This window comes from Pseudomonas sp. R19M, assembly GCF_050312585.1.
GTDB classification, from domain to species: Bacteria; Pseudomonadota; Gammaproteobacteria; order Pseudomonadales; family Pseudomonadaceae; genus Aquipseudomonas; species Aquipseudomonas palleroniana.
In genome coordinates this window covers 61,198-78,629 of record NZ_JBNPJV010000079.1, presented here as the reverse complement: position 1 = coordinate 78,629, position 17,432 = coordinate 61,198, and the positions used below count along the sequence as shown (strand labels likewise).

Annotated in this window: 18 protein-coding genes and 1 pseudogene; 17 read left to right on the top strand and 2 right to left on the bottom strand. The window is 55.4% G+C overall.

What is annotated here, in order from left to right:
- The first annotated feature begins 246 nt into the window (after positions 1-246).
- From ACQRBT_RS17130 to ACQRBT_RS17115, 4 genes are all read left to right on the top strand, one after another.
- Positions 247-996, top strand: coding sequence for a TIGR03747 family integrating conjugative element membrane protein (locus ACQRBT_RS17130; RefSeq protein WP_412046473.1), 750 nt, complete (start codon positions 247-249; stop codon positions 994-996).
- Between the two features lie 276 nt (positions 997-1,272).
- Entirely contained in the window at positions 1,273-1,617 is a 345-nt protein-coding gene (locus tag ACQRBT_RS17125) for a hypothetical protein (protein WP_412046474.1), read from the top strand.
- 5 nt (positions 1,618-1,622) lie between these two features.
- Complete coding sequence (locus tag ACQRBT_RS17120; protein ID WP_412046475.1) at positions 1,623-2,258, top strand: hypothetical protein; 636 nt, start codon at positions 1,623-1,625, stop codon at positions 2,256-2,258.
- A gap of 168 nt (positions 2,259-2,426) precedes the next feature.
- The gene (locus ACQRBT_RS17115) at positions 2,427-3,347 is read left to right on the top strand and encodes a DUF4238 domain-containing protein (protein WP_412046476.1); all 921 of its coding nucleotides are present in this window, start codon (positions 2,427-2,429) and stop codon (positions 3,345-3,347) included.
- Between the two features lie 322 nt (positions 3,348-3,669).
- Here ACQRBT_RS17115 and ACQRBT_RS17110 read toward each other — a convergent pair whose 3' ends face one another.
- On the bottom strand, positions 3,670-4,464 hold the full coding sequence (locus ACQRBT_RS17110; RefSeq protein WP_041931406.1) for an AraC family transcriptional regulator: 795 nt from the start codon (positions 4,462-4,464) through the stop codon (positions 3,670-3,672).
- 88 nt (positions 4,465-4,552) lie between these two features.
- Here ACQRBT_RS17110 and ACQRBT_RS17105 point away from each other — a divergent pair, with 88 nt between their 5' ends.
- The gene (locus tag ACQRBT_RS17105) at positions 4,553-5,800 is read left to right on the top strand and encodes an MFS transporter (RefSeq protein WP_015371105.1); all 1,248 of its coding nucleotides are present in this window, start codon (positions 4,553-4,555) and stop codon (positions 5,798-5,800) included.
- On the opposite strand, the gene ACQRBT_RS17100 is transcribed toward ACQRBT_RS17105, so the two are convergent.
- Positions 5,713-6,624 carry a LysR family transcriptional regulator gene (locus ACQRBT_RS17100; protein WP_015371104.1) on the bottom strand — a complete coding sequence of 304 codons (912 nt, stop codon included), beginning with the start codon at positions 6,622-6,624 and terminating at the stop codon, positions 5,713-5,715. The two genes, ACQRBT_RS17105 and ACQRBT_RS17100, sit on opposite strands and share 88 nt — an antisense overlap.
- A 145-nt stretch (positions 6,625-6,769) precedes the next feature.
- Here ACQRBT_RS17100 and ACQRBT_RS17095 point away from each other — a divergent pair, with 145 nt between their 5' ends.
- The 12 genes and pseudogenes from ACQRBT_RS17095 to ACQRBT_RS17040 all read left to right on the top strand — a co-directional run bounded on the left by ACQRBT_RS17095 (position 6,770) and on the right by ACQRBT_RS17040 (position 17,353).
- On the top strand, positions 6,770-8,167 hold the full coding sequence (locus tag ACQRBT_RS17095; protein ID WP_015371103.1) for an amidohydrolase family protein: 1,398 nt from the start codon (positions 6,770-6,772) through the stop codon (positions 8,165-8,167).
- Between the two features lie 11 nt (positions 8,168-8,178).
- On the top strand, positions 8,179-8,652 hold the full coding sequence (locus ACQRBT_RS17090) for a DMT family transporter (protein WP_015371102.1): 474 nt from the start codon (positions 8,179-8,181) through the stop codon (positions 8,650-8,652).
- A gap of 39 nt (positions 8,653-8,691) precedes the next feature.
- Positions 8,692-9,551 (top strand): annotated as a pseudogene (locus tag ACQRBT_RS17085) (SMP-30/gluconolactonase/LRE family protein).
- A gap of 205 nt (positions 9,552-9,756) precedes the next feature.
- Positions 9,757-10,095 carry an RAQPRD family integrative conjugative element protein gene (locus ACQRBT_RS17080; protein ID WP_427851680.1) on the top strand — a complete coding sequence of 113 codons (339 nt, stop codon included), beginning with the start codon at positions 9,757-9,759 and terminating at the stop codon, positions 10,093-10,095.
- A 2-nt stretch (positions 10,096-10,097) separates the two neighbouring features.
- On the top strand, positions 10,098-10,331 hold the full coding sequence (locus tag ACQRBT_RS17075; RefSeq protein ID WP_412046478.1) for a TIGR03758 family integrating conjugative element protein: 234 nt from the start codon (positions 10,098-10,100) through the stop codon (positions 10,329-10,331).
- A 111-nt stretch (positions 10,332-10,442) separates the two neighbouring features.
- Positions 10,443-10,733 (top strand): TIGR03745 family integrating conjugative element membrane protein, encoded by a 291-nt coding sequence (locus ACQRBT_RS17070; RefSeq protein ID WP_254854453.1) that lies wholly within the window; start codon positions 10,443-10,445, stop codon positions 10,731-10,733.
- A gap of 12 nt (positions 10,734-10,745) precedes the next feature.
- On the top strand, positions 10,746-11,147 hold the full coding sequence (locus ACQRBT_RS17065; RefSeq protein WP_412046479.1) for a TIGR03750 family conjugal transfer protein: 402 nt from the start codon (positions 10,746-10,748) through the stop codon (positions 11,145-11,147).
- A complete protein-coding gene (locus ACQRBT_RS17060; RefSeq protein ID WP_412046480.1) occupies positions 11,144-11,815 on the top strand; it encodes a PFL_4703 family integrating conjugative element protein in 672 nt (223 codons plus the stop codon). Before ACQRBT_RS17065 ends, ACQRBT_RS17060 begins: the two co-directional genes overlap by 4 nt.
- Entirely contained in the window at positions 11,815-12,699 is an 885-nt protein-coding gene (locus ACQRBT_RS17055) for a TIGR03749 family integrating conjugative element protein (RefSeq protein ID WP_412046481.1), read from the top strand. The genes ACQRBT_RS17060 and ACQRBT_RS17055 overlap by 1 nt, the downstream gene beginning before the upstream one ends.
- Positions 12,689-14,164, top strand: coding sequence for a TIGR03752 family integrating conjugative element protein (locus ACQRBT_RS17050; RefSeq protein ID WP_412046482.1), 1,476 nt, complete (start codon positions 12,689-12,691; stop codon positions 14,162-14,164). Before ACQRBT_RS17055 ends, ACQRBT_RS17050 begins: the two co-directional genes overlap by 11 nt.
- A complete protein-coding gene (locus tag ACQRBT_RS17045) occupies positions 14,145-14,564 on the top strand; it encodes a TIGR03751 family conjugal transfer lipoprotein (RefSeq protein ID WP_412046483.1) in 420 nt (139 codons plus the stop codon). The genes ACQRBT_RS17050 and ACQRBT_RS17045 overlap by 20 nt, the downstream gene beginning before the upstream one ends.
- A complete protein-coding gene (locus ACQRBT_RS17040; RefSeq protein WP_412046484.1) occupies positions 14,564-17,353 on the top strand; it encodes a conjugative transfer ATPase in 2,790 nt (929 codons plus the stop codon). The genes ACQRBT_RS17045 and ACQRBT_RS17040 overlap by 1 nt, the downstream gene beginning before the upstream one ends.
- Positions 17,354-17,432: the final 79 nt, after the last annotated feature.

Below are 17,432 nucleotides of genomic sequence, written 5' to 3'. Positions count from 1 at the left end.
GCTTTATCAATCTAAGGGCGTTGGCACCGGCCATTCGTGAGATCTCAGGCGAACTGCAGCTTCTGTTGGGTTACGCCAGGCTGGGGATCTATGACGGTCACTCACTCTTCGATCAGTTGGAAGACCTAGGTCTCAAACCTCAATGGAAGAGTCCTAGCCTCATTCAGATAGAGGATCCGATAGCGGGGCCCCTTCTCGTTTGCTTTCAACACTGCCGCATGACCATTCACTGATCTGGACAAGACCATGGCAAGCCCTACTGAAACCGCCCAGCGCCAGCAGCAGTACCGTGAGAAGGGTTGGATCAGCAAAGCTTTGGGGGTGCCTGTCTCCCTGCTCAGCATCCTTCTGGTTTCACTATTTTTTAGCATCGTGACAGAGTGGATTGGGTTGTATTTCTTTTGGAGCAAGGAAGGCTGGTACCACTCACGGGATATGCTCAATAACGAGCTGGGTTGGCTGTCCGCCTCATTCACCCAAAGCCTGTTGATCCAAGACCCTGATCATACGGTTCGGACGATAATTGGCTTGGCCTACGAATGGGCCTTCGAGAAAAGTGGAATCGTCAGTTGGATCAAACTTGCATCTGAGCAAGCCAGGCAAAACAGCCCCAATGGCACAGATCTGCAGCGCTACATCAGTCTTGCCTATGCGCAGGTTGAGAGTTACGGGCTGGCCGCGGTGTATGCGACGCTAACGTTTCTGACCAGGCTGCTGATCCTTACGCTGAGCCTCCCGCTTTTTTTGATGGCGGCGTTCACAGGACTGGTAGATGGACTGGTGCGTCGCGACCTTCGCAGGTTTGGGGCTGGGCGCGAATCCGGGTTCATTTACCATCGGGCCAAGATGTTGATTATGCCGTTGCTGGTTTTGCCTTGGATCATTTATCCAGCACTTCCCATAAGCATTAGCCCACTTCTAATTCTTTTCCCAATGGCAGCAACATTCGGGATAGCGGTTAGTATTTCAGCAGGCAGCTTTAAAAAATATCTCTGAGCGTCAATCTCGTTGGCTCCGAATGCAGATATCCGAGTGCTCAGCTGAATCGCCCCACGTTTAGTAGACGCTGTTGGCCGATTGCTGCACTTCACGACATGCAGCAACCGGCCAATAGCTGCCATCCACGAGCGTCTGCTTTCAGCTGTGGATTCAACCGATCAACGCTACAGATGAAAGGCGAAAGACTGTCCGGCAGCGTTTAGAAGTTGCCACGCTTATGGCGAAACTGGATGATGCAGTGTCAAGTCGCCATCTCGGAGTGAGGCAGCCCCTATGAGTAAAACGAACAACATCTCCATCGGATCGATGCACGACTCACAAGTGCAACAAGATGCTCAGCACTCAAGTCAGCATTTCGACCAGAGTGTTCAGCACCTTGATCTGAACGCTTTCTTGGAGGCCTTCGCCCAAGACATTTCGAAGATCAACGATCAGGTAGTCGCAGCGGGGTTGCGATCTGACGTCGACACAATTAGGGTGCAGAACAGCTCGCTGGCTCCGAAGAAGGGCATCATAAAGGAGTGCTTGGGCTCGATCAAAACCGTCTTGGAAGGCGCTGCCGGCAACGTACTCGCCTCATACCTACCGGCAGTAATCACCTTCATGGGAGCGCTCTGAACTCCATGGACAGCTTGGTATTGGACCTACAGAGCGACGTGCTTGATCGGACAATTCACCTTCCAGATTTGTTGCGTAAGGCATTGCTCGTTTCCCGAAAGCTCAAGATCAAGGACATCGAGGAATGGCTCAATGACGAACTGAACGGATACGAAACACGCTCCGTTCCCAGCTACCGGATCGTCACGGGCGAACTGAAGGCTTTCAATCCGTACAGGGGGTGGATTCCTGTCGACATGGGCGGCGAGCTACATGCATCTATGTGTGAACACATTGCACGCGACTCGGTGAGCCAGATTAATGATCTGGTAGAACGTACAGATACCGGAACAGTGATGGTGAAATTTCCTGCTGACCTCAACACGGCGTTCAGAAATCTCATGAGGACAGATTTTGAGCCGGCCCTGCACGTGCCAGTACACCAACTGATTCGCATTCTTGACGTGACAAAAACCAAGATCATGGACTTTGCCCTGGATCTTGAAGCGCGAGGGATACTTGGCGAAGGAATCCGCTTTAGCAAGACCGAGGAACAGCTTGCGCAGTCGATCACACACAATACGATCCACATCGAGAGAATGGAAAACTCTCAACTGCAGCAAGCCACAGAGGGTTCAGGACAGATCAGAACTAGGCAATAAGTGGTGACTGTTCGCGGAGGTCCCTTCTTGGCAGCTACCGCTATGCTTCTCTCGCTTTCTGCGGGCTCTCGATCACACCGGAGTGGTTCGTTAGGAATCGAACAGCGGATATCTGACACACCCTGGATAGGGCAGTCCCAGGACAGATTATGAGGATGAAGCGCCACGATGGAAGGCATCAAAAAAGATAACCACTATGTTCCCCAGGCATACCTGAAGCAATGGTTGATCAATGGCAAAATCCTCACTTACAGGCTCTTAGTGCCGCATGAGAAGTGCGAGCATTGGAAGCCTCATTCTCCCAAAGGTATTGCTAAACACCAGCACCTTTATACCTATTTCTCGGGATCTAAAGACAGCGATGAAATTGAGCGCTGGCTTGATCGCGAATTTGAGCAGCCCGCATTGGTGTCGATAGCAAAGGTAGTGAATGAGACTCAATTGAGTGTCAAGGATTGGAATAATTTGTTTCGCTTCGCCGTAGCGCAATCGATTAGGACACCTACAGGCATGCAGAGCTTCATGAAGCGTCAGAACGAAACGCTCGAGGCTCTTTTGTCTGAGTCGATGGAGGGGTCAATTGCCAAAGTTGAAGCAGCTTTGGCTTCTGGTATCAAACTTGAGCCCGCATCAGCTGTAGACCCATACAGCAAGCTGCCCCTTAAGCTCCATCGCGTGAAAGATGAAGATGGCTCAGAAGGTATCGAAGCACGGGTACTGAACGGGCGGAAGTTTTGGATTTGGCAACTCGAACACATCCTCAAAAATACAATCCATCGTATGCCAACACATCGATGGACCATCCTGCACGCCCCCACTGGAGTCACTTGGCCAACAACAGATAATCCGTTCACAAGGCTGGGAGTGGGGGCGAGCGGAGAGCTGAGCCTTGAAGGCGGCTGGGGGGTACAAGGAACAAGACTTTTCCTTCCTCTAAGCCCCAAGCACCTCCTATTCGCATGTGTCGGCCAGCGCCCCCCCCCCGCGAGGCAGTACGGTAAGCCTCTCCGACGCGGCATTTTTTCGTACGATGATCATCAATGGCGCCAGCCGCTACATATTTGCGACGGATACACAGGATATCGTTGAGTTCAGGCCACGCACCGTCTCGCGTGAGCTATTTGATGCAGAGGCTAAGCTGTGGGCGGATTGGCATGCAAGCCAATCAGAAGAGGAAGCACAGTACCCTAACCTTTAACCTATTTTGCCCCCAAGGCGATTGATAGACAGGAGTGAGTTGCCGTGTATGGTCGCGGGAATACCCTTCGCCAACAGCAGCAATGGGTTGTGATTGCGGCCCTTCGTGACAGGCAGCAATCGGCCAAAAGCGGCCCTTCGCAACAGGCATAAATCGGCCAATAGCAGACAGATCGTTCTACAGCCTCGGCGCTTTGTATCAGCCAGCAGAGCACTAGCGCAGAGAGGAAAAATACTGAGTAGGCGGTTTACCCAGTGCTTTCTTGAACATAGTGATGAATGCATTAACAGAGTCATATCCCAGGATGCCCGCCACACGTTGCACGGATACCCCCTCCGCCAAATGACTCAGTGCGATCATCAAATGCAATTGTTGACGCCAGCGTCCGAAGCTCAGCCCGGTCGTGCTTTCTACAAGCCTGGCCAGCGTTCGTTCACTGGTTGCAAGCCGAGTGGCCCACTCGCGCAACGTGGTTCGGTCGCCTGGATCTGAGAAGAGCGTATCCGCGATTTGTTTGATCTTGGGGTGGTCTGATATCGGCAAATGCAGCTCTTTCAGCGGGGCATCGGAAAGCTGCTCAAGCAGCACTGCAACCAGCCGAGCTGTCTTGCCCTCGGAATGGTAAGCAGGTTCCTGTTCAGCGAGATGCAGGACCATCTCCCGAACAAGGGGCGTAATGGCAACCGTGCAGCATTCTTCAGGCATGGCTGCCGCACCGGGCTCAACGAACAGAAAGCAGGTCCGGGCGTTTTCGGTCACTCGGCAACTGTGCGGCGTGCCGCCCGGGATCCATACGGCGTGCTGGGGAGGGACAAGCCAGAGTGCATTTTGCACCTCACAGCTCACTGCGCCATGCAAAGACAGGATGAGCTGGCCTTTGCGATGATCATGCGGACGGGCACCCGAATCATTGAGGTCAGGCGCAACCTTGAGGGCAATCGCTGCCTGGGCGAAAAGGTCTGAATCGAAATCTTCCGGCGAGGAAACGACATTTTTTGAGCTTGGCATAATTTAGATATCAGGTGTCTTGATATCTATATTAGCCGGTTCTGAAGTTCTCTACAGTTGTCTTCTTTTAAGAGGACAGATAAAGAATATGTCAGATACAAAAAACAAGTGGCATGCCATCGCGCTCGTCGCAGGCATTCTGCTTATCGCCGTGAACCTGCGCGTTCCCTTTACCAGCATCGCGCCCGTTTTGCCGCTGATCCAGAATGATTTTGGCTTGAGCGCCTCAGCTCTAGGCCTGCTTACTTCACTGCCATTACTTGCCTTTGCAGCCTTCTCCCCGCTCAGCGCATCGGTCGCCCGCAGGTTCGGCATCGAGCGCACGCTTTTCGGTGCACTGTTGGTCATTTCAGCGGGCATCCTGCTCCGCTCCGCAGGCAGCGCATGGGTGTTGTACGCCGGTACGATATTGATAGGCACTGGGATCGCCCTGGGCAACGTGCTGCTGCCCGGCCTGATCAAACGCGACTTCTCGACAAAAATGGCGTCCATGACCGGCGCTTATTCCATCACCATGGGTGCAGCGGGCGCTGTCGGTTCAGCCGTAATAGTTCCGCTGACCCAATCATGGGGATGGCCGATTGCCCTGAGTTTGTTGGTCGCAGCCCCGTTGTTGGCGCTGGTGGTGTGGCTGCCGCAGTTGAAAAAACACGAACACGTAAATCTGTCAGGTCCGAAACAAGCGCCAACCGTGGCCGTCTGGCGTTCGCCGCTGGCATGGCAGGTCACACTGTTCATGGGGCTGAACGCGATGCCTTTTTATGTCGCCGTCGGCTGGCTGCCGACCATTCTGATGGACCATGGCATATCCCCGGAGCAAGCAGGCACGGTACACGGCACGCTTCAACTGACGACGGCCATTCCCGGCTTGATTCTGGCGGCCACGCTTCGTCGTCTCAAAGACCAGAAACTGGCAGCCGCTACCGTCAGCCTGTTAACCGCCTCATCCCTGATCGGGCTCATTTACGCGCCAGACTACGCCATGTTGTGGGCCGCGGTCCTGGGCTTCGGCTCTGGTGCCAGCATGATGCTCGGCCTGACCTTCATCGGCTTGCGCACAAAAAATGCCGGTGACACGGCGGCACTTTCAGGAATGGCGCAGTGCGTCGGCTACCTGATGGCAGCCGCAGGCCCCTTGCTGCTGGGCCAACTGCACGACTGGACCGGTGGCTGGACAGGACCGCTGCTGATCACAGCCGCAATCTCCGTAGCCGGAGCATTCACCGGCATGCTGGCCGGGCGCAACGTTCAACTTGAATCTGCTGAATCATCGTCGCGAACAAGCCCAGCAATCCAGTCAGCGAATGCGCTCACAGCTGGCGATAAAAAGCGCTGATGCGGGTATAGCAGGTGAACAGGAACCGATGCGGGCTGCCAGTCAGCAAGCACTTCGACCAGTCGCCCTTCTCGCAGATGCTCGCTGACCACGTTCTCAGCGAGCTGCACCAGCCCGAAGCCTTCAAGGCACATTTTGATGTAAAGCCCAGTCTCGTTGACGGCCGCTGTGCCGTTCACCGGGACTGAGATTTTTTCGGTACCACGGGCAAAGCGCATTTCACCTGCTTGCCTTGCGCGGCCCGAGAAGTAATGGATGGCCCGGTGGTGAGACAAATCTTGCGGATTTTGCGGAGTGCCGTTCTCTTCGAGATAGGCGGCAGACGCACAGGTTACCCAGCGAAACCGACCGAGTGGGCGCGCAACGAGCGTTGAGTCATCGAGCTCGCCTGTACGAATAACGCAATCGACACCCTCTTGAACCAGATCAACCTGCCGATCGTTGACGCCTATCATCAGGTAGATATCCGGGTAGCGCCTGTAGAAGTCTTGCAGGTTTGGCATGACGATGAAGTGTGCAATGCCACCCGGCATATCGACACGCAAACGCCCCTGTGGCCGTTTTACGGAATCCGTCAGGCTGGTCTCTGTGTGTTCGATCAGCTCCAATATTTCCCGGCATTGCGCCAGATATTGTGCGCCCTCAGAGGTCAGGCTGACCCGACGCGTTGTTCTGTTCAGCAGGCGTACCTGCAAGTACTTCTCAAGATTTTTAACGCTGCTGGTAACTGTGGAGGCCGGCAGAGAGAGCGTCTGCGCCGCCTGGATAAAGCTTCCTGCTTCAGCCACACGTACGAAAACCTGCATCGCTTGAATACGGTCCATGACTGTTAGCAGCCTCAAAGCAGTGATCGGGTAAAGTCGTTATTATTCGTAGATATTGAATAATAAAAACAGTTTAACCATCTTTTTCCCGCAGTATCGCATTGCGTACATTGCTTCCAACGAAATTTGAAGAGGTGTACAGAAAATGGCTGAATATAACCGCAGCATCGTGCAGGCCCCGACCGCTCAGGCCGCCCGCACCCTTATCCGCGGCGCCACTGTGCTGAGCATGGACGGTGATATCGGCAATCTGGCGCGCGGCGATATCCTTATCGAAGGCAGCACCATCACGGCCATAGGTGAAAACATCGAGGCCGGCGACGCTATGGTTATCGAGGCATCCGGCATGATTGCCATGCCCGGCATGGTCGATACGCATCGTCACTCCTGGGAGGGCCAACTGCGTCGAATCAATCCGAATGCCGAAACCCTGGAAGACTACTGCAACGCAACGCACTTCTCGTTCGCCAAATACTATCGCCCGGCTGACATGTATATTGGCAATCTACTGACTGCATTGGGGTGCATCGATGCGGGCATCACGACCGTGGTCGATAACTCGCACAACAGCCGCACCGGCGCGCACTCCGACGCCGCGGTCGAGGCGCTGCTCGATGCTGGTATCCGGTCTGTACACGCCTCCGGTGCGCCAGTTTCTGGTGAGTGGGACAAAGCCCACTGGCCCGGCAACCTGGAGCGTCTCCAGGGGAAATACGTCAAGAACGGTGACAACCCGCTGCTCTCGCTGGCGGTAATGGCGCAGCTGGAGCCTGAGCTATGGGCTGAGGCCCGGCGCTTGGGGCTGCCTATCATTACCGAATTCTTCGGCGGGGACATGGCAGCTGAGTTGGAGGGTTTGCATCGCGAGGGTCTGCTGCGCCCCGATAACATCTTCAACCACTGCACAGCGCTGCCGGACGCCGGCTGGAAAATCATTCGCGAGGCTGGCGTGCGGGTCAACGTATGCCCGCGTTCAGATGCCCACTACGGCATTGAAGATGGAATGTTCGCCATGCAGTCGGCCCAGCGTCACGGCATCAGCCCGGGGCTGAGTGTCGATAACGAAACCTCCTATAGCGGTGACATGTTCATGGAGATGCGGGTGGCGTTCTACCTGCAACGCGTCATGGGCATGCACCAGCAGCGCTGCTGCGGCGCAGAGCATCATCCGGTGACCCTGTCGGCTCATGGCCTGCTCAAAGCCGCCACTCTTGACGGCGCCACCTGTGCAGGATTGCAGGACAAAGTCGGCACCCTGACCCCCGGCAAACAGGCCGACCTGATCCTTATCAATGCGCAGGACATCAACCTTTACCCGTCGGGTAACGCATTCGGCACCGTGGTACACGCGGCCGAACGCAGCAATGTCGACACGGTCATGATTGGCGGGCGCATCGTCAAGCGCGGCGGCAAGGTGCTGGGCGTGGACAGCGAAAGGCTGCGTGCAGCAATCGACGAATCCCGTGAGCATCTGTTTGCTGCCGCAGGCTACCAGCCGGATATTTTTGCCGAGACATTCATGCCGCTTGAGTCAGCCAAGTAAGGAGGCGCGAAATGAACGCAGCTTACTACCTGCTGGCCATCGCCGCGGGGCTTGGCATTACCCTGCAGACCACGCTGAATGGTCAACTCGCTAAAGGTGTGGGTGGAGATTCCGTAGCGGCGGCGCTGTTCTCATTTACTGCCGGAGCGGTGTGCCTGGGCGTCTTTTCATTGATGCGTGGCGGGATAGTGGCCTCACTGGCGGCTATACCTGCCCAGCCCTGGTGGAGCCTGCTGGGCGGTCTGCTGGGTGCCGGTGCCTTGCTTAGTTATGTGGTGCTTGCGCCAAAAATCGGCCTGTCAGCCCTGCTGGGCCTCGCTATCGCAGGTCAGATTATCTCCTCACTGGTTATCGATCATTTCGGATTGATGGGGGCATCGGAAAGGCCGGTGTCTCTCATCAAGTTGGCCGGGTCGATGGTGATGCTCGCAGGACTGGCCATCGCCCTGTTCGGTGACAGGTGGTCAGCGCTTTTCTCCAACTGACTGCCTTGTTTGCCCCATCCTGTTTCGTAGGACGCAACCATGTTTAAAACCCTAAGCGGCACCACCAGTCTTCTTGGCGAGTGCCCTGTCTGGTGTGAAAGAACGGAACGCCTGTTCTGGACCGATATCCCTGGTTGCGAACTGCTTGCTCTGGACCCCGTGAGCGGTGAAGTACAGCACTGGCGAGTGCCCAGCCGCTGGGGTCGTTCGCCCTTACGACCAATACAGACGTATTGCTAATGGGATTGGCCTCCTGCCTAGGTTATTACAACCTGAGTACTCTTCGCTTCACCAAAATTACCATCACGCCTGGAGTACCCGGAACCCGGGTCAATGATGGCCGCTGCGACCGTATGGGCAACTTTGTGTTTAGCACTATGGATGCCGGTGAGGCGGTGCAAACTATAGGGCGATTTCACCGGTTCAATGCCGCGACGCTCAAGACTGAAACGCTGGACCTTCCCGAAGTGGCGATCCCGAACAGCATCTGTTTTAGCCCGGACGGTTCCACCATGTATTACGCGGACTCCCTGCAAGGATGCATTTTCTGCTGCGATTACCCGTCGCTAGAAAACCAGCGTGTATTCACTACAGTCAACGGTCAGGGTGCTCCAGACGGTTCTTGTATTGATGCGCAGGGCTTTCTCTGGAATGCGGAATGGGGCGGTAGCAGAGTCGTGCGTTACGCGACTGACGGCAAAGTTGACAGCGTGATCGACTCCCCGTGTATTCAGACCACTTGTCCGGTGTTAGCGGGACTTGGTTATGAAACGCTTTACTGCACCAGCGCACGGATAGGGCTGGATAAGCCGGCAGATTTCGATGGCACGCTGATAAAAGCCGAAGCCGTTTTAGCTGCCGGATCCCCTGAAGAGCGATTTACAGGACGACTGCACTGAATAGTAGGTTCTAGCCTGTCGCGCCGTTCTGAATGCCAACTTGGTAGACGCGTATGAATGACCGCTTCTGGCCGGTTTTTGTCTGTCGCGATGGGCAAAAAAACGTCTCGCCAAGCCCCTGACGAAAGACTCTCAAACCAAACCAGTTTCCCTGCTGGCAAGGGAAATTCCATGCGAGACACTCAGAAATACCTTCTGCGCATGGATGGCATCAATGTCAAACCTATACAAACTTCTCGCTGCGGTAGCATTTACTGCGTGCTGTTCGGCACCTAGTGCGTTTGCCAGACCTGCTGGAGATGAAAATCAGCAACTGACCTTCATCCTTCGTCAGCTTGATGCCGCTGACCGCCTTTCGAGAGCACATAACGACGCCGTAATTGACCCCAATGCTCGATACACCTTCGACTACGCGCGCCTTTCAGCGGACATCGACGTGATCCGCCAAGGCATCAATGTCTATCTCACACCTTCCCGTTCCCAACCGCGAAACCCAGCCGAACTAACCGGTCACTACGTCCGATCCGAGCAAACACAACCGTGAGCATGAGCCCTCAACAGCTCATTGCCTTCCAGGCCATGGGCGGGTTCACGCCACAGCAGAGCACCACCTTTTTCATTGGCTTGGTGCTCGCAAGCGCGCTGGTTTTTGCCGCCTGGGCCCTTGGCAGCGGCTATCGAGGTTGGGCAACCGGCCAGATCTCTCAGGCCAAGTTCGTCGGACTGACTCTGAAAGTCACCCTCATCTACATCCTGCTCACCTTCCTGCTGTTGCACTAATTCAGCCCCAACGTTCAATCACTGCCATTGGAGGCAACCATGCCTATCGGTTCATTTTTCAACAATCTCACTCGCCGCCTTTCGCTCTACGCCCTGACCCTTTCGACCATCATGTCTTCCGGCACTCATGCTGCACTGCCTCAAATGGAGGCCCCAAGCCGGGGCGAAGGCAACGGCATCATTCAGACCTTGCAAAACCACGGTTTCGATATCGTCGGGCTTATCGCATTGGCCATTGCTGCCGCTGCGTTCTGCGGCGTTGCCTATCACGCCTACGGCTCTTATTCCGAGGTGCAAAGCGGTAAAAAGACGTGGGGGCAATTCGGCCTAACCTGCGGCGTGGGCGCCCTTCTACTGGTGATCATTATCTGGTTGCTGACCAAAGGCACTGGCGTGCTCTGAGGTGGCTAAACGATGAAAGATCCAGATCAGTATCTTCCCGATGGCACGTTGCGTTTCCTACCCACCCGGCTCAACCGCCAACCCATAATCGTTCTGGGTCTAACGGCCGACGAAATGTGGGTCACTGTGGCCTTTTCAGGACTCACAGGCATCGGTCTCGGAATAGCTGTTGCGGTACTTTTTCAAAGCATCGCTTTGGCACCCACGATCATGATGCTCTGCATAGCACTGGGGCTTTTCATCGGGGGGAAGCTGCTACGCCGTCACAAGCGTGGCAAGCCAGAAACATGGCTCTATCGACAACTGCAGTGGTCGATCGCAACCCGCTGGCCTCTATTGACGGCGTGGACGGGTGGGGCTGATCTGGTCACCCGCTCAGGCCGCTGGAGTACACGCAGGAGCGATGGTCCATGAGTCGCTTCAAGAATGAAGTCGTTCGGCTTGAATCCCACATCAAGACCCTACGTGCCGGTTGCGGAGTGCTGTTCGGTATTGCCGCACTGATGGGTTTGGGATGGTGGGACGCTCCAAAAAACCTGACCATTCATAACCCACCGGACCTTCGCTCAGGCAGTACGCGTAAGTGGTGGGAAATACCGCCTGAGTCTGTTTATACGTTTACTTTCTACATCTACCAGCAGCTGAACCGCTGGCCGACTGACGGTGAAAAAGACTACCCGCGCGTCATCCACAAGCTCAGCCCCTACCTGACACCCGGCTGCAAATCAGAGCTGGAAAGTGACGTTCAAAAACGCCAAACCGCCAGCGAGCTGCGCAGCCGCACACGCAGTGTTTTCGAAATTCCGGAGCGTGGCTACGGTGATGCTCCAGAGCTTCGCGTCCAGGTCCAAGGACGAGACCAATGGCTGGTCATCTTGGACCTGGCGACAGAAGAGTTCTACGGCTCTGAGCGCGTGAAACAAGCTTTTGTGCGCTACCCGCTTAGGGTGGTACGCATGGACGTCGACCCGGAAAAGAATCCGTTCGGCCTTGCACTGGATTGCTTCGACTCGCTCCCGCAGCGCATCGCTCCTCTCCCCTCTTCGAGTGCCAAAACTTCAACTAAGCAAGGAGGCTTCTAATGTGCCGTCTGCGTTTCGTCCTGCCTTTGTGGCTGAGCTGTGCGGTTGCTCATGCCGTCGAAATCATGCCTTGGGAGCGGCTACCGCTGGCCGTCCCTCTGCAGGTTGGCCAAGAGCGCATTCTCTTCATCGATCGGAACGTCCGAGTGGGCGTACCGCGCTCGCTTACCGATACGTTGCGCATCCAGAGCACGGGAGGCGCTTTGTACATGAGGGCATCAGCCCCCATCGCCCCCACTCGTTTGCAACTGCAGGATGTGCAATCGGGAGAAATCATCCTGATCGATATCGCCGCGTTGGACGCTGAAGACCAACTGCCTCTTGAGCCAGTGAGGATTGTGAAGGCGGTTGCTGCTCCCAAGTACCACGGTGAAGACTCGTCCCACGCTAAAGATGCTGACTCAACTGACGAAAACCTCGCCAAGTCCCCCTCAGAGCGCCGTGACACGCCAATACCTGTGGTTCTTACGCGGTATGCCGCTCAAAGCCTTTACGCCCCACTTCGAACGCTAGAGCCTCTCTCAGGCGTTTTTCAAATCAAGCAACGAGCTGTGAATGATCTGAGCCATTTGCTCCCAACCCAACCTGTAGAAGCCTCATTACTGGGCGCCTGGCAATTGGACGATCACATCGTCACGGCCATCAAGCTGCGAAATACCTCAAACATCCTCCTCCATTTAGATCCTCGTGCGCTGCAAGGCGACTTCCTCACCGCGACCTTTCAGCACAACAACCTGGGCCCCACTGGATTAGCAACAGACACCACCGTCGTGTACCTGGTGACTCGGGGAAAGAACCTGGCACAAGCACTTGCCCCCGCTATCAGCCAAATCGATGCCAGCCCCTCTCTCAACTCCAACCAAGGAGATCCCCATGCAGAGTAATGGCCTGCTCAAGTGGTTAGTCCTGGTGGTGGTACTGCTAGTGGTCTTGGGAACATTCAGGGCTTGTTCAAACAAAGAGTCGTCAACATCGCCCATCCAATCGTCCGATCCACAATTGACCCAAGATGAAATGAAACAGCTGGGCATCGAAGGCGACACGCCACACGATACTGTGGCCACCTTGGTTGCCCAGACGAAGGCCATGCGCAATGAACTCAAAACGCTGCTCTCCGACAACAAGAGCCAACAGGAAGAAAACGCCCGTCTGCGCCAACGAGACAGCGAGATCGACCAACGCATTCAACAGGCACTGAACACCGAGTTAGACAAGACTCAATCAAACGAGCCACGCCGATTGAACGAGCTAGAAACACAAAGCTTACTGGACGATCTCAAGCAACGTCTCTCGACAGAGTTCCTGACAAATCGCAACGACGACCTGCCGATCGGCCTGGGTTTAGAGCCTAGTGATGATGACCACTTTTCCAAGGGTGAAGTCGATCTGATCTGGATCGATCCTCAAGACGCAACCGCGGTCGACGCGCAAGGCAAACCACTGCCAACCGGCTCTAAGAAACCCGCCACAGGGTTCAATTTCCCCGAAGCCTTCAATGATGAGATCAACCGTGGTCAACGGGAGCTAAAAGCCAGAACCGGCGTGATCGGACAAAACATTACCACCACCGACAGCAAAGACACCGCGACACCGGTTTATACCCTGCCGGAAAACAGCACCCTGAGTGGCTCCATCGCGATGACCGCCTTGATCGGCCGCGTGCCGGTGGATGGTGTCGTCAACGACCCCTACCCCTTCAAAGTGCTTATCGGCCCCGACAACCTCACCGCCAACGGCATTGATCTGCCTGATGTTGCGGGGGCCGTGATCAGCGGTACCGCAGCAGGTGACTGGGCACTCTCATGCGTGCGGGGACAAATCTCCAGCATGACGTTCGTGTTCAACGACGGCCGAATCCGCACCGTGCCCACACCACAGAAACTAACCAACCGGCAAAACACAGGACAAGGCAGCAGCACCCAACTGGACAAGATTCAGGGCGGGATTGGTTGGCTCAGCGATCCTTACGGTATTCCATGCATCGCGGGGGAACGACGCTCCAATGCCGAGCAGTACTTGGGCACCAAAACTCTGCTGACCTCTGCCGGTGCCGGCGTCGCCAAGTTGCTGGACGCGGGCCAACAGAACTCAAGCACGCTGTTTAGCGCCAACGGTACACCGGTTGGCGCAGCGGGTACCGACGCTGTAAACACCGTCCTGTCAGGTGGTGTGAAAGATATCGGCGACTGGGTCAACAAACTGTACGGCCAGGCCTTCGCGGCCATCTACGTGCAACCCGGAGCCAAAGTGGCTGTGCACCTGGACCGCCAACTGGAAATTGACTACGAAACCCTCGGCCGCAAAGTACGGCACATCTCTGGAGGTGCTGATGTTTCTGCGCTCGATTAACCCCCTGTACTGGATTCTGCTCGGATCGCTGGCTATCAGTGGGTGCACGACCGACAAGGATCGACTACTTCCCCATAGTCAGCAGACCATGTTGAGTATCTGGGATGCCAACGCCAGCTCGGCCAAACAAATTCTCAACGATAGCCAGTTGCTTCAGGCGCGCTCAACGTTGCATCGCCCGCTGAATGAGCCTGCGCAGGATCTCCCGTCCTACACACGAGCAGCTCAGAGCGAAATTTATAGCCAATTCAAACGCCTCCCCAATCCAGATCTGGTGATGTACGTATTCCCTCACCTAGCGGGATCTGATCCAGTCCCTGTCCCTGGCTACAGCACCGTCTTCCCCTTCTATCAGCGTGTGCAATACGCCATGCCCGGTGAACGTACGGAGGATTATTGATGGTGCAGAGGCAAAAGGAGCATTCCCCATCAGACATTGAAAAGCTGACAGCAAAAAGAGTATCTGAAGCTAGGAGTGCCTTTGCGGCCAGGCGCAGCACTCAGGCCGATGAACAAGCGCTCTACGCCAAGACCCCGAGTTTTGTCGATATGCTGCCTTGGGTTGAGTTTCTTCCCGGTTCTCAATGCATGTTGCTTGAGGACGGTGAGTCCGTGGCTGCATTTTTTGAGCTGACGCCTGTAGGTACCGAGGGCCGTGAAGCGAGTTGGCTGAAAACCGTCAGAGATGCGTTAGAGAACGCATTGCAGGACAGCTTTGACGAGTTGGAAGGCCAGCCCTGGGTCGTACAGCTCTATGCCCAGGACGAATCCGATTGGGCCAACTACCTAAACAAGTTGAAAGCGTACATACAACCTCGTGCCCAAGGCACCGCCTTCACTGAGTATTACTTGCAGATGTTCGAACAACATCTGCGGGCCATTTCCAAGCCCGGTGGTTTATTCGAAGACACAGCGGTCACCAAGCTTCCCTGGCGCGGGCAGACACGCAAAGTACGGTTGGTCGTGTATCGCCGTAGCAAAAGCACTTCCTCTCGGCGCGGCCAGTGCAACGAGCAAGCCCTCAACAGCATCTGCGATCGGCTCACCGCAGGCCTCGGCAACGCTGGGGTCAAATCTTGCCGTATGAACGAAGGGAGCACTCATAACTGGCTGCTGCGATGGTTCAACCCCAATCCTCGCCTTTTGGGCAGCACACCAGAAGCGCGTAGAACCTTCTACCAACTGGCTGCTTTGTCAGAGAACGAGTCCTGCGATGAACTGACGCTAGCCAGCGGAACAGACTTTGCGCAGCGCCTGTTCTTCGAGCAACCACGCTCCGACGCTAGCCAAGGACTCTGGTACCTGGATGAGATGCCACACCGTGTCGTCGTATTGGATCGCCTGCGCTCACCACCCGTGACCGGGCACCTGACAGGCGAAACCTCCAAAGGTGGTGATGCAACCAACGCCCTCTTCGATCAAATGCCAGAAGAGACAACACTCTGTATTACCCTGCTGATCACCCCACAGGACATGCTCGAAGCCCACCTCAACCATCTGGCCAGCAAGTCTGTCGGCGACACTTTGGCCTCCGAACAAACCCGAGATGACGTACAACGGGCCCGTTCGCACATTGGCAGTGCCCATAAACTCTACCGAGGCGCTGTCGCCTTCTATCTCCGAGGGGAGAACCTCGAGCAACTGGAAGAGCGGACACTGCAGCTTCATAACGTGATGCTCAATGCAGGGCTTCAGCCCGTCCGTGATGAACACGAGGTTGCACCGCTGAATACCTACCTGCGTTGGCTGCCCTGTGTGTTTAACCCGGGCATGCACAACAGTGAGTGGTACACGCAGTTGATGTTCGCGCAACACATAGCCAACTTGGCGCCGGTATGGGGTCGTAGTGAAGGTACTGGTCATCCGGGCATCACATTCTTCAATCGCGGCGGCGGGACGATCACAATCGATCCCCTGTACAGCCTTGACCGGCAGATGAATGCCCACCTGTTTTTGTTTGGCCCCACCGGTGCCGGCAAGTCTGCCACCCTGAACAACATTCTCAATCAAGTCACTGCAGTGTACCGACCACGCATCTTCGTCGTCGAAGCAGGCAATAGCTTTGGATTGTTTGCAGACTTCGCCAAAGGCCTAGGCTTAACGGTCAATCGAGTCAAATTGGCACCTGGTTCAGGTGTCAGCCTGGCCCCTTTCGCTGATGCCCATCGCCTGATTGATTCGCCCACGCGCGTTAAAACTCTGGATGCAGAAGAACTGGATGACGTTGAGCATACCGAAGACGACGAGCGCGATGTCTTGGGCGAGTTGGAGATTACGGCACGCCTGATGATTACAGGTGGTGAGGAGAAAGAAGAGCAGCGTTTAACCCGTGCCGATCGCAGCATGATTCGTCACTGCATCATCGCCGCGGCGACAGCCTGCTCCGAGCAATGCAGAACGGTACTGACTGAAGATGTACGGAACGCGCTAAGAGCATCTGGTGGTGACATCAACCTGCCAGAGCAAAGGCGCACTCGTATGCTTGAAATGGCGGACGCCATGGACATGTTTTGTCAGGGCGCTGACGGGGATCTATTCAACAGAGAGGGGACTGCGTGGCCGGAAGCAGATATCACCATTATCGACCTCGCCACCTACGCCCGAGAGGGATACAACGCCCAGCTCTCCATCGCCTACATCTCGCTGATTAACGCCGTGAACAATATCGCCGAACGCGACCAGATGCTCGGCAGGCCCATCATCAACGTGACAGATGAAGGACACATCATCGCCAAGAACCCACTGCTGTGTTCTTACGCACTCAAAATCATCAAGATGTGGCGAAAACTGGGCACCTGGTTCTGGTTCGCCACCCAGAATATTGACGACCTACCAAGAGCCGCAGAGCCGATGCTGAACATGATTGAGTGGTGGATCTGCTTGAACATGCCGCCGGATGAGGTCAACAAAATCGCCAGGTTCCGGGAGCTCAATGAGGCTCAGAAAAAGCTGATGCTGTCGGCACGTAAGGAGTCAGGGAAGTTTACGGAGGGTGTCATTCTGTCGAAGTCCACCGAGGTGCTTTTTCGGGCCGTGCCGCCAAGCCTTTACTTGGCGATGGCCATGACTGAGCCAGAGGAAAAAGCTGAACGGTTCAGACTGATGAAGGAGCGTGGCATCAGTGAGCTGGAGGCTGCAATGGCCATGGCGAAAGCCATTGATCTGAAACGAGGGATTTCGTCTCTCTAGATAGCAAAATTGCTTTATACGCCATGCCTTAATCAAGGCCCAATTAGCGGAACTCTTCTGATTTGCAGTAAAGCAGGTT

Coding starts and splice junctions, on each gene's coding strand:
- ACQRBT_RS17130 (WP_412046473.1), top strand. CDS start 247: ATGGCAAGCCCTACTGAAACCGCCCAGCGCCAGCAGCAGTACCGTGAG.
- ACQRBT_RS17125 (WP_412046474.1), top strand. CDS start 1,273: ATGAGTAAAACGAACAACATCTCCATCGGATCGATGCACGACTCACAA.
- ACQRBT_RS17120 (WP_412046475.1), top strand. CDS start 1,623: ATGGACAGCTTGGTATTGGACCTACAGAGCGACGTGCTTGATCGGACA.
- ACQRBT_RS17115 (WP_412046476.1), top strand. CDS start 2,427: ATGGAAGGCATCAAAAAAGATAACCACTATGTTCCCCAGGCATACCTG.
- ACQRBT_RS17110 (WP_041931406.1), bottom strand. CDS start 4,464: ATGCCAAGCTCAAAAAATGTCGTTTCCTCGCCGGAAGATTTCGATTCA.
- ACQRBT_RS17105 (WP_015371105.1), top strand. CDS start 4,553: ATGTCAGATACAAAAAACAAGTGGCATGCCATCGCGCTCGTCGCAGGC.
- ACQRBT_RS17100 (WP_015371104.1), bottom strand. CDS start 6,624: ATGGACCGTATTCAAGCGATGCAGGTTTTCGTACGTGTGGCTGAAGCA.
- ACQRBT_RS17095 (WP_015371103.1), top strand. CDS start 6,770: ATGGCTGAATATAACCGCAGCATCGTGCAGGCCCCGACCGCTCAGGCC.
- ACQRBT_RS17090 (WP_015371102.1), top strand. CDS start 8,179: ATGAACGCAGCTTACTACCTGCTGGCCATCGCCGCGGGGCTTGGCATT.
- ACQRBT_RS17080 (WP_427851680.1), top strand. CDS start 9,757: ATGGCATCAATGTCAAACCTATACAAACTTCTCGCTGCGGTAGCATTT.
- ACQRBT_RS17075 (WP_412046478.1), top strand. CDS start 10,098: ATGAGCCCTCAACAGCTCATTGCCTTCCAGGCCATGGGCGGGTTCACG.
- ACQRBT_RS17070 (WP_254854453.1), top strand. CDS start 10,443: ATGTCTTCCGGCACTCATGCTGCACTGCCTCAAATGGAGGCCCCAAGC.
- ACQRBT_RS17065 (WP_412046479.1), top strand. CDS start 10,746: ATGAAAGATCCAGATCAGTATCTTCCCGATGGCACGTTGCGTTTCCTA.
- ACQRBT_RS17060 (WP_412046480.1), top strand. CDS start 11,144: ATGAGTCGCTTCAAGAATGAAGTCGTTCGGCTTGAATCCCACATCAAG.
- ACQRBT_RS17055 (WP_412046481.1), top strand. CDS start 11,815: ATGTGCCGTCTGCGTTTCGTCCTGCCTTTGTGGCTGAGCTGTGCGGTT.
- ACQRBT_RS17050 (WP_412046482.1), top strand. CDS start 12,689: ATGCAGAGTAATGGCCTGCTCAAGTGGTTAGTCCTGGTGGTGGTACTG.
- ACQRBT_RS17045 (WP_412046483.1), top strand. CDS start 14,145: ATGTTTCTGCGCTCGATTAACCCCCTGTACTGGATTCTGCTCGGATCG.
- ACQRBT_RS17040 (WP_412046484.1), top strand. CDS start 14,564: ATGGTGCAGAGGCAAAAGGAGCATTCCCCATCAGACATTGAAAAGCTG.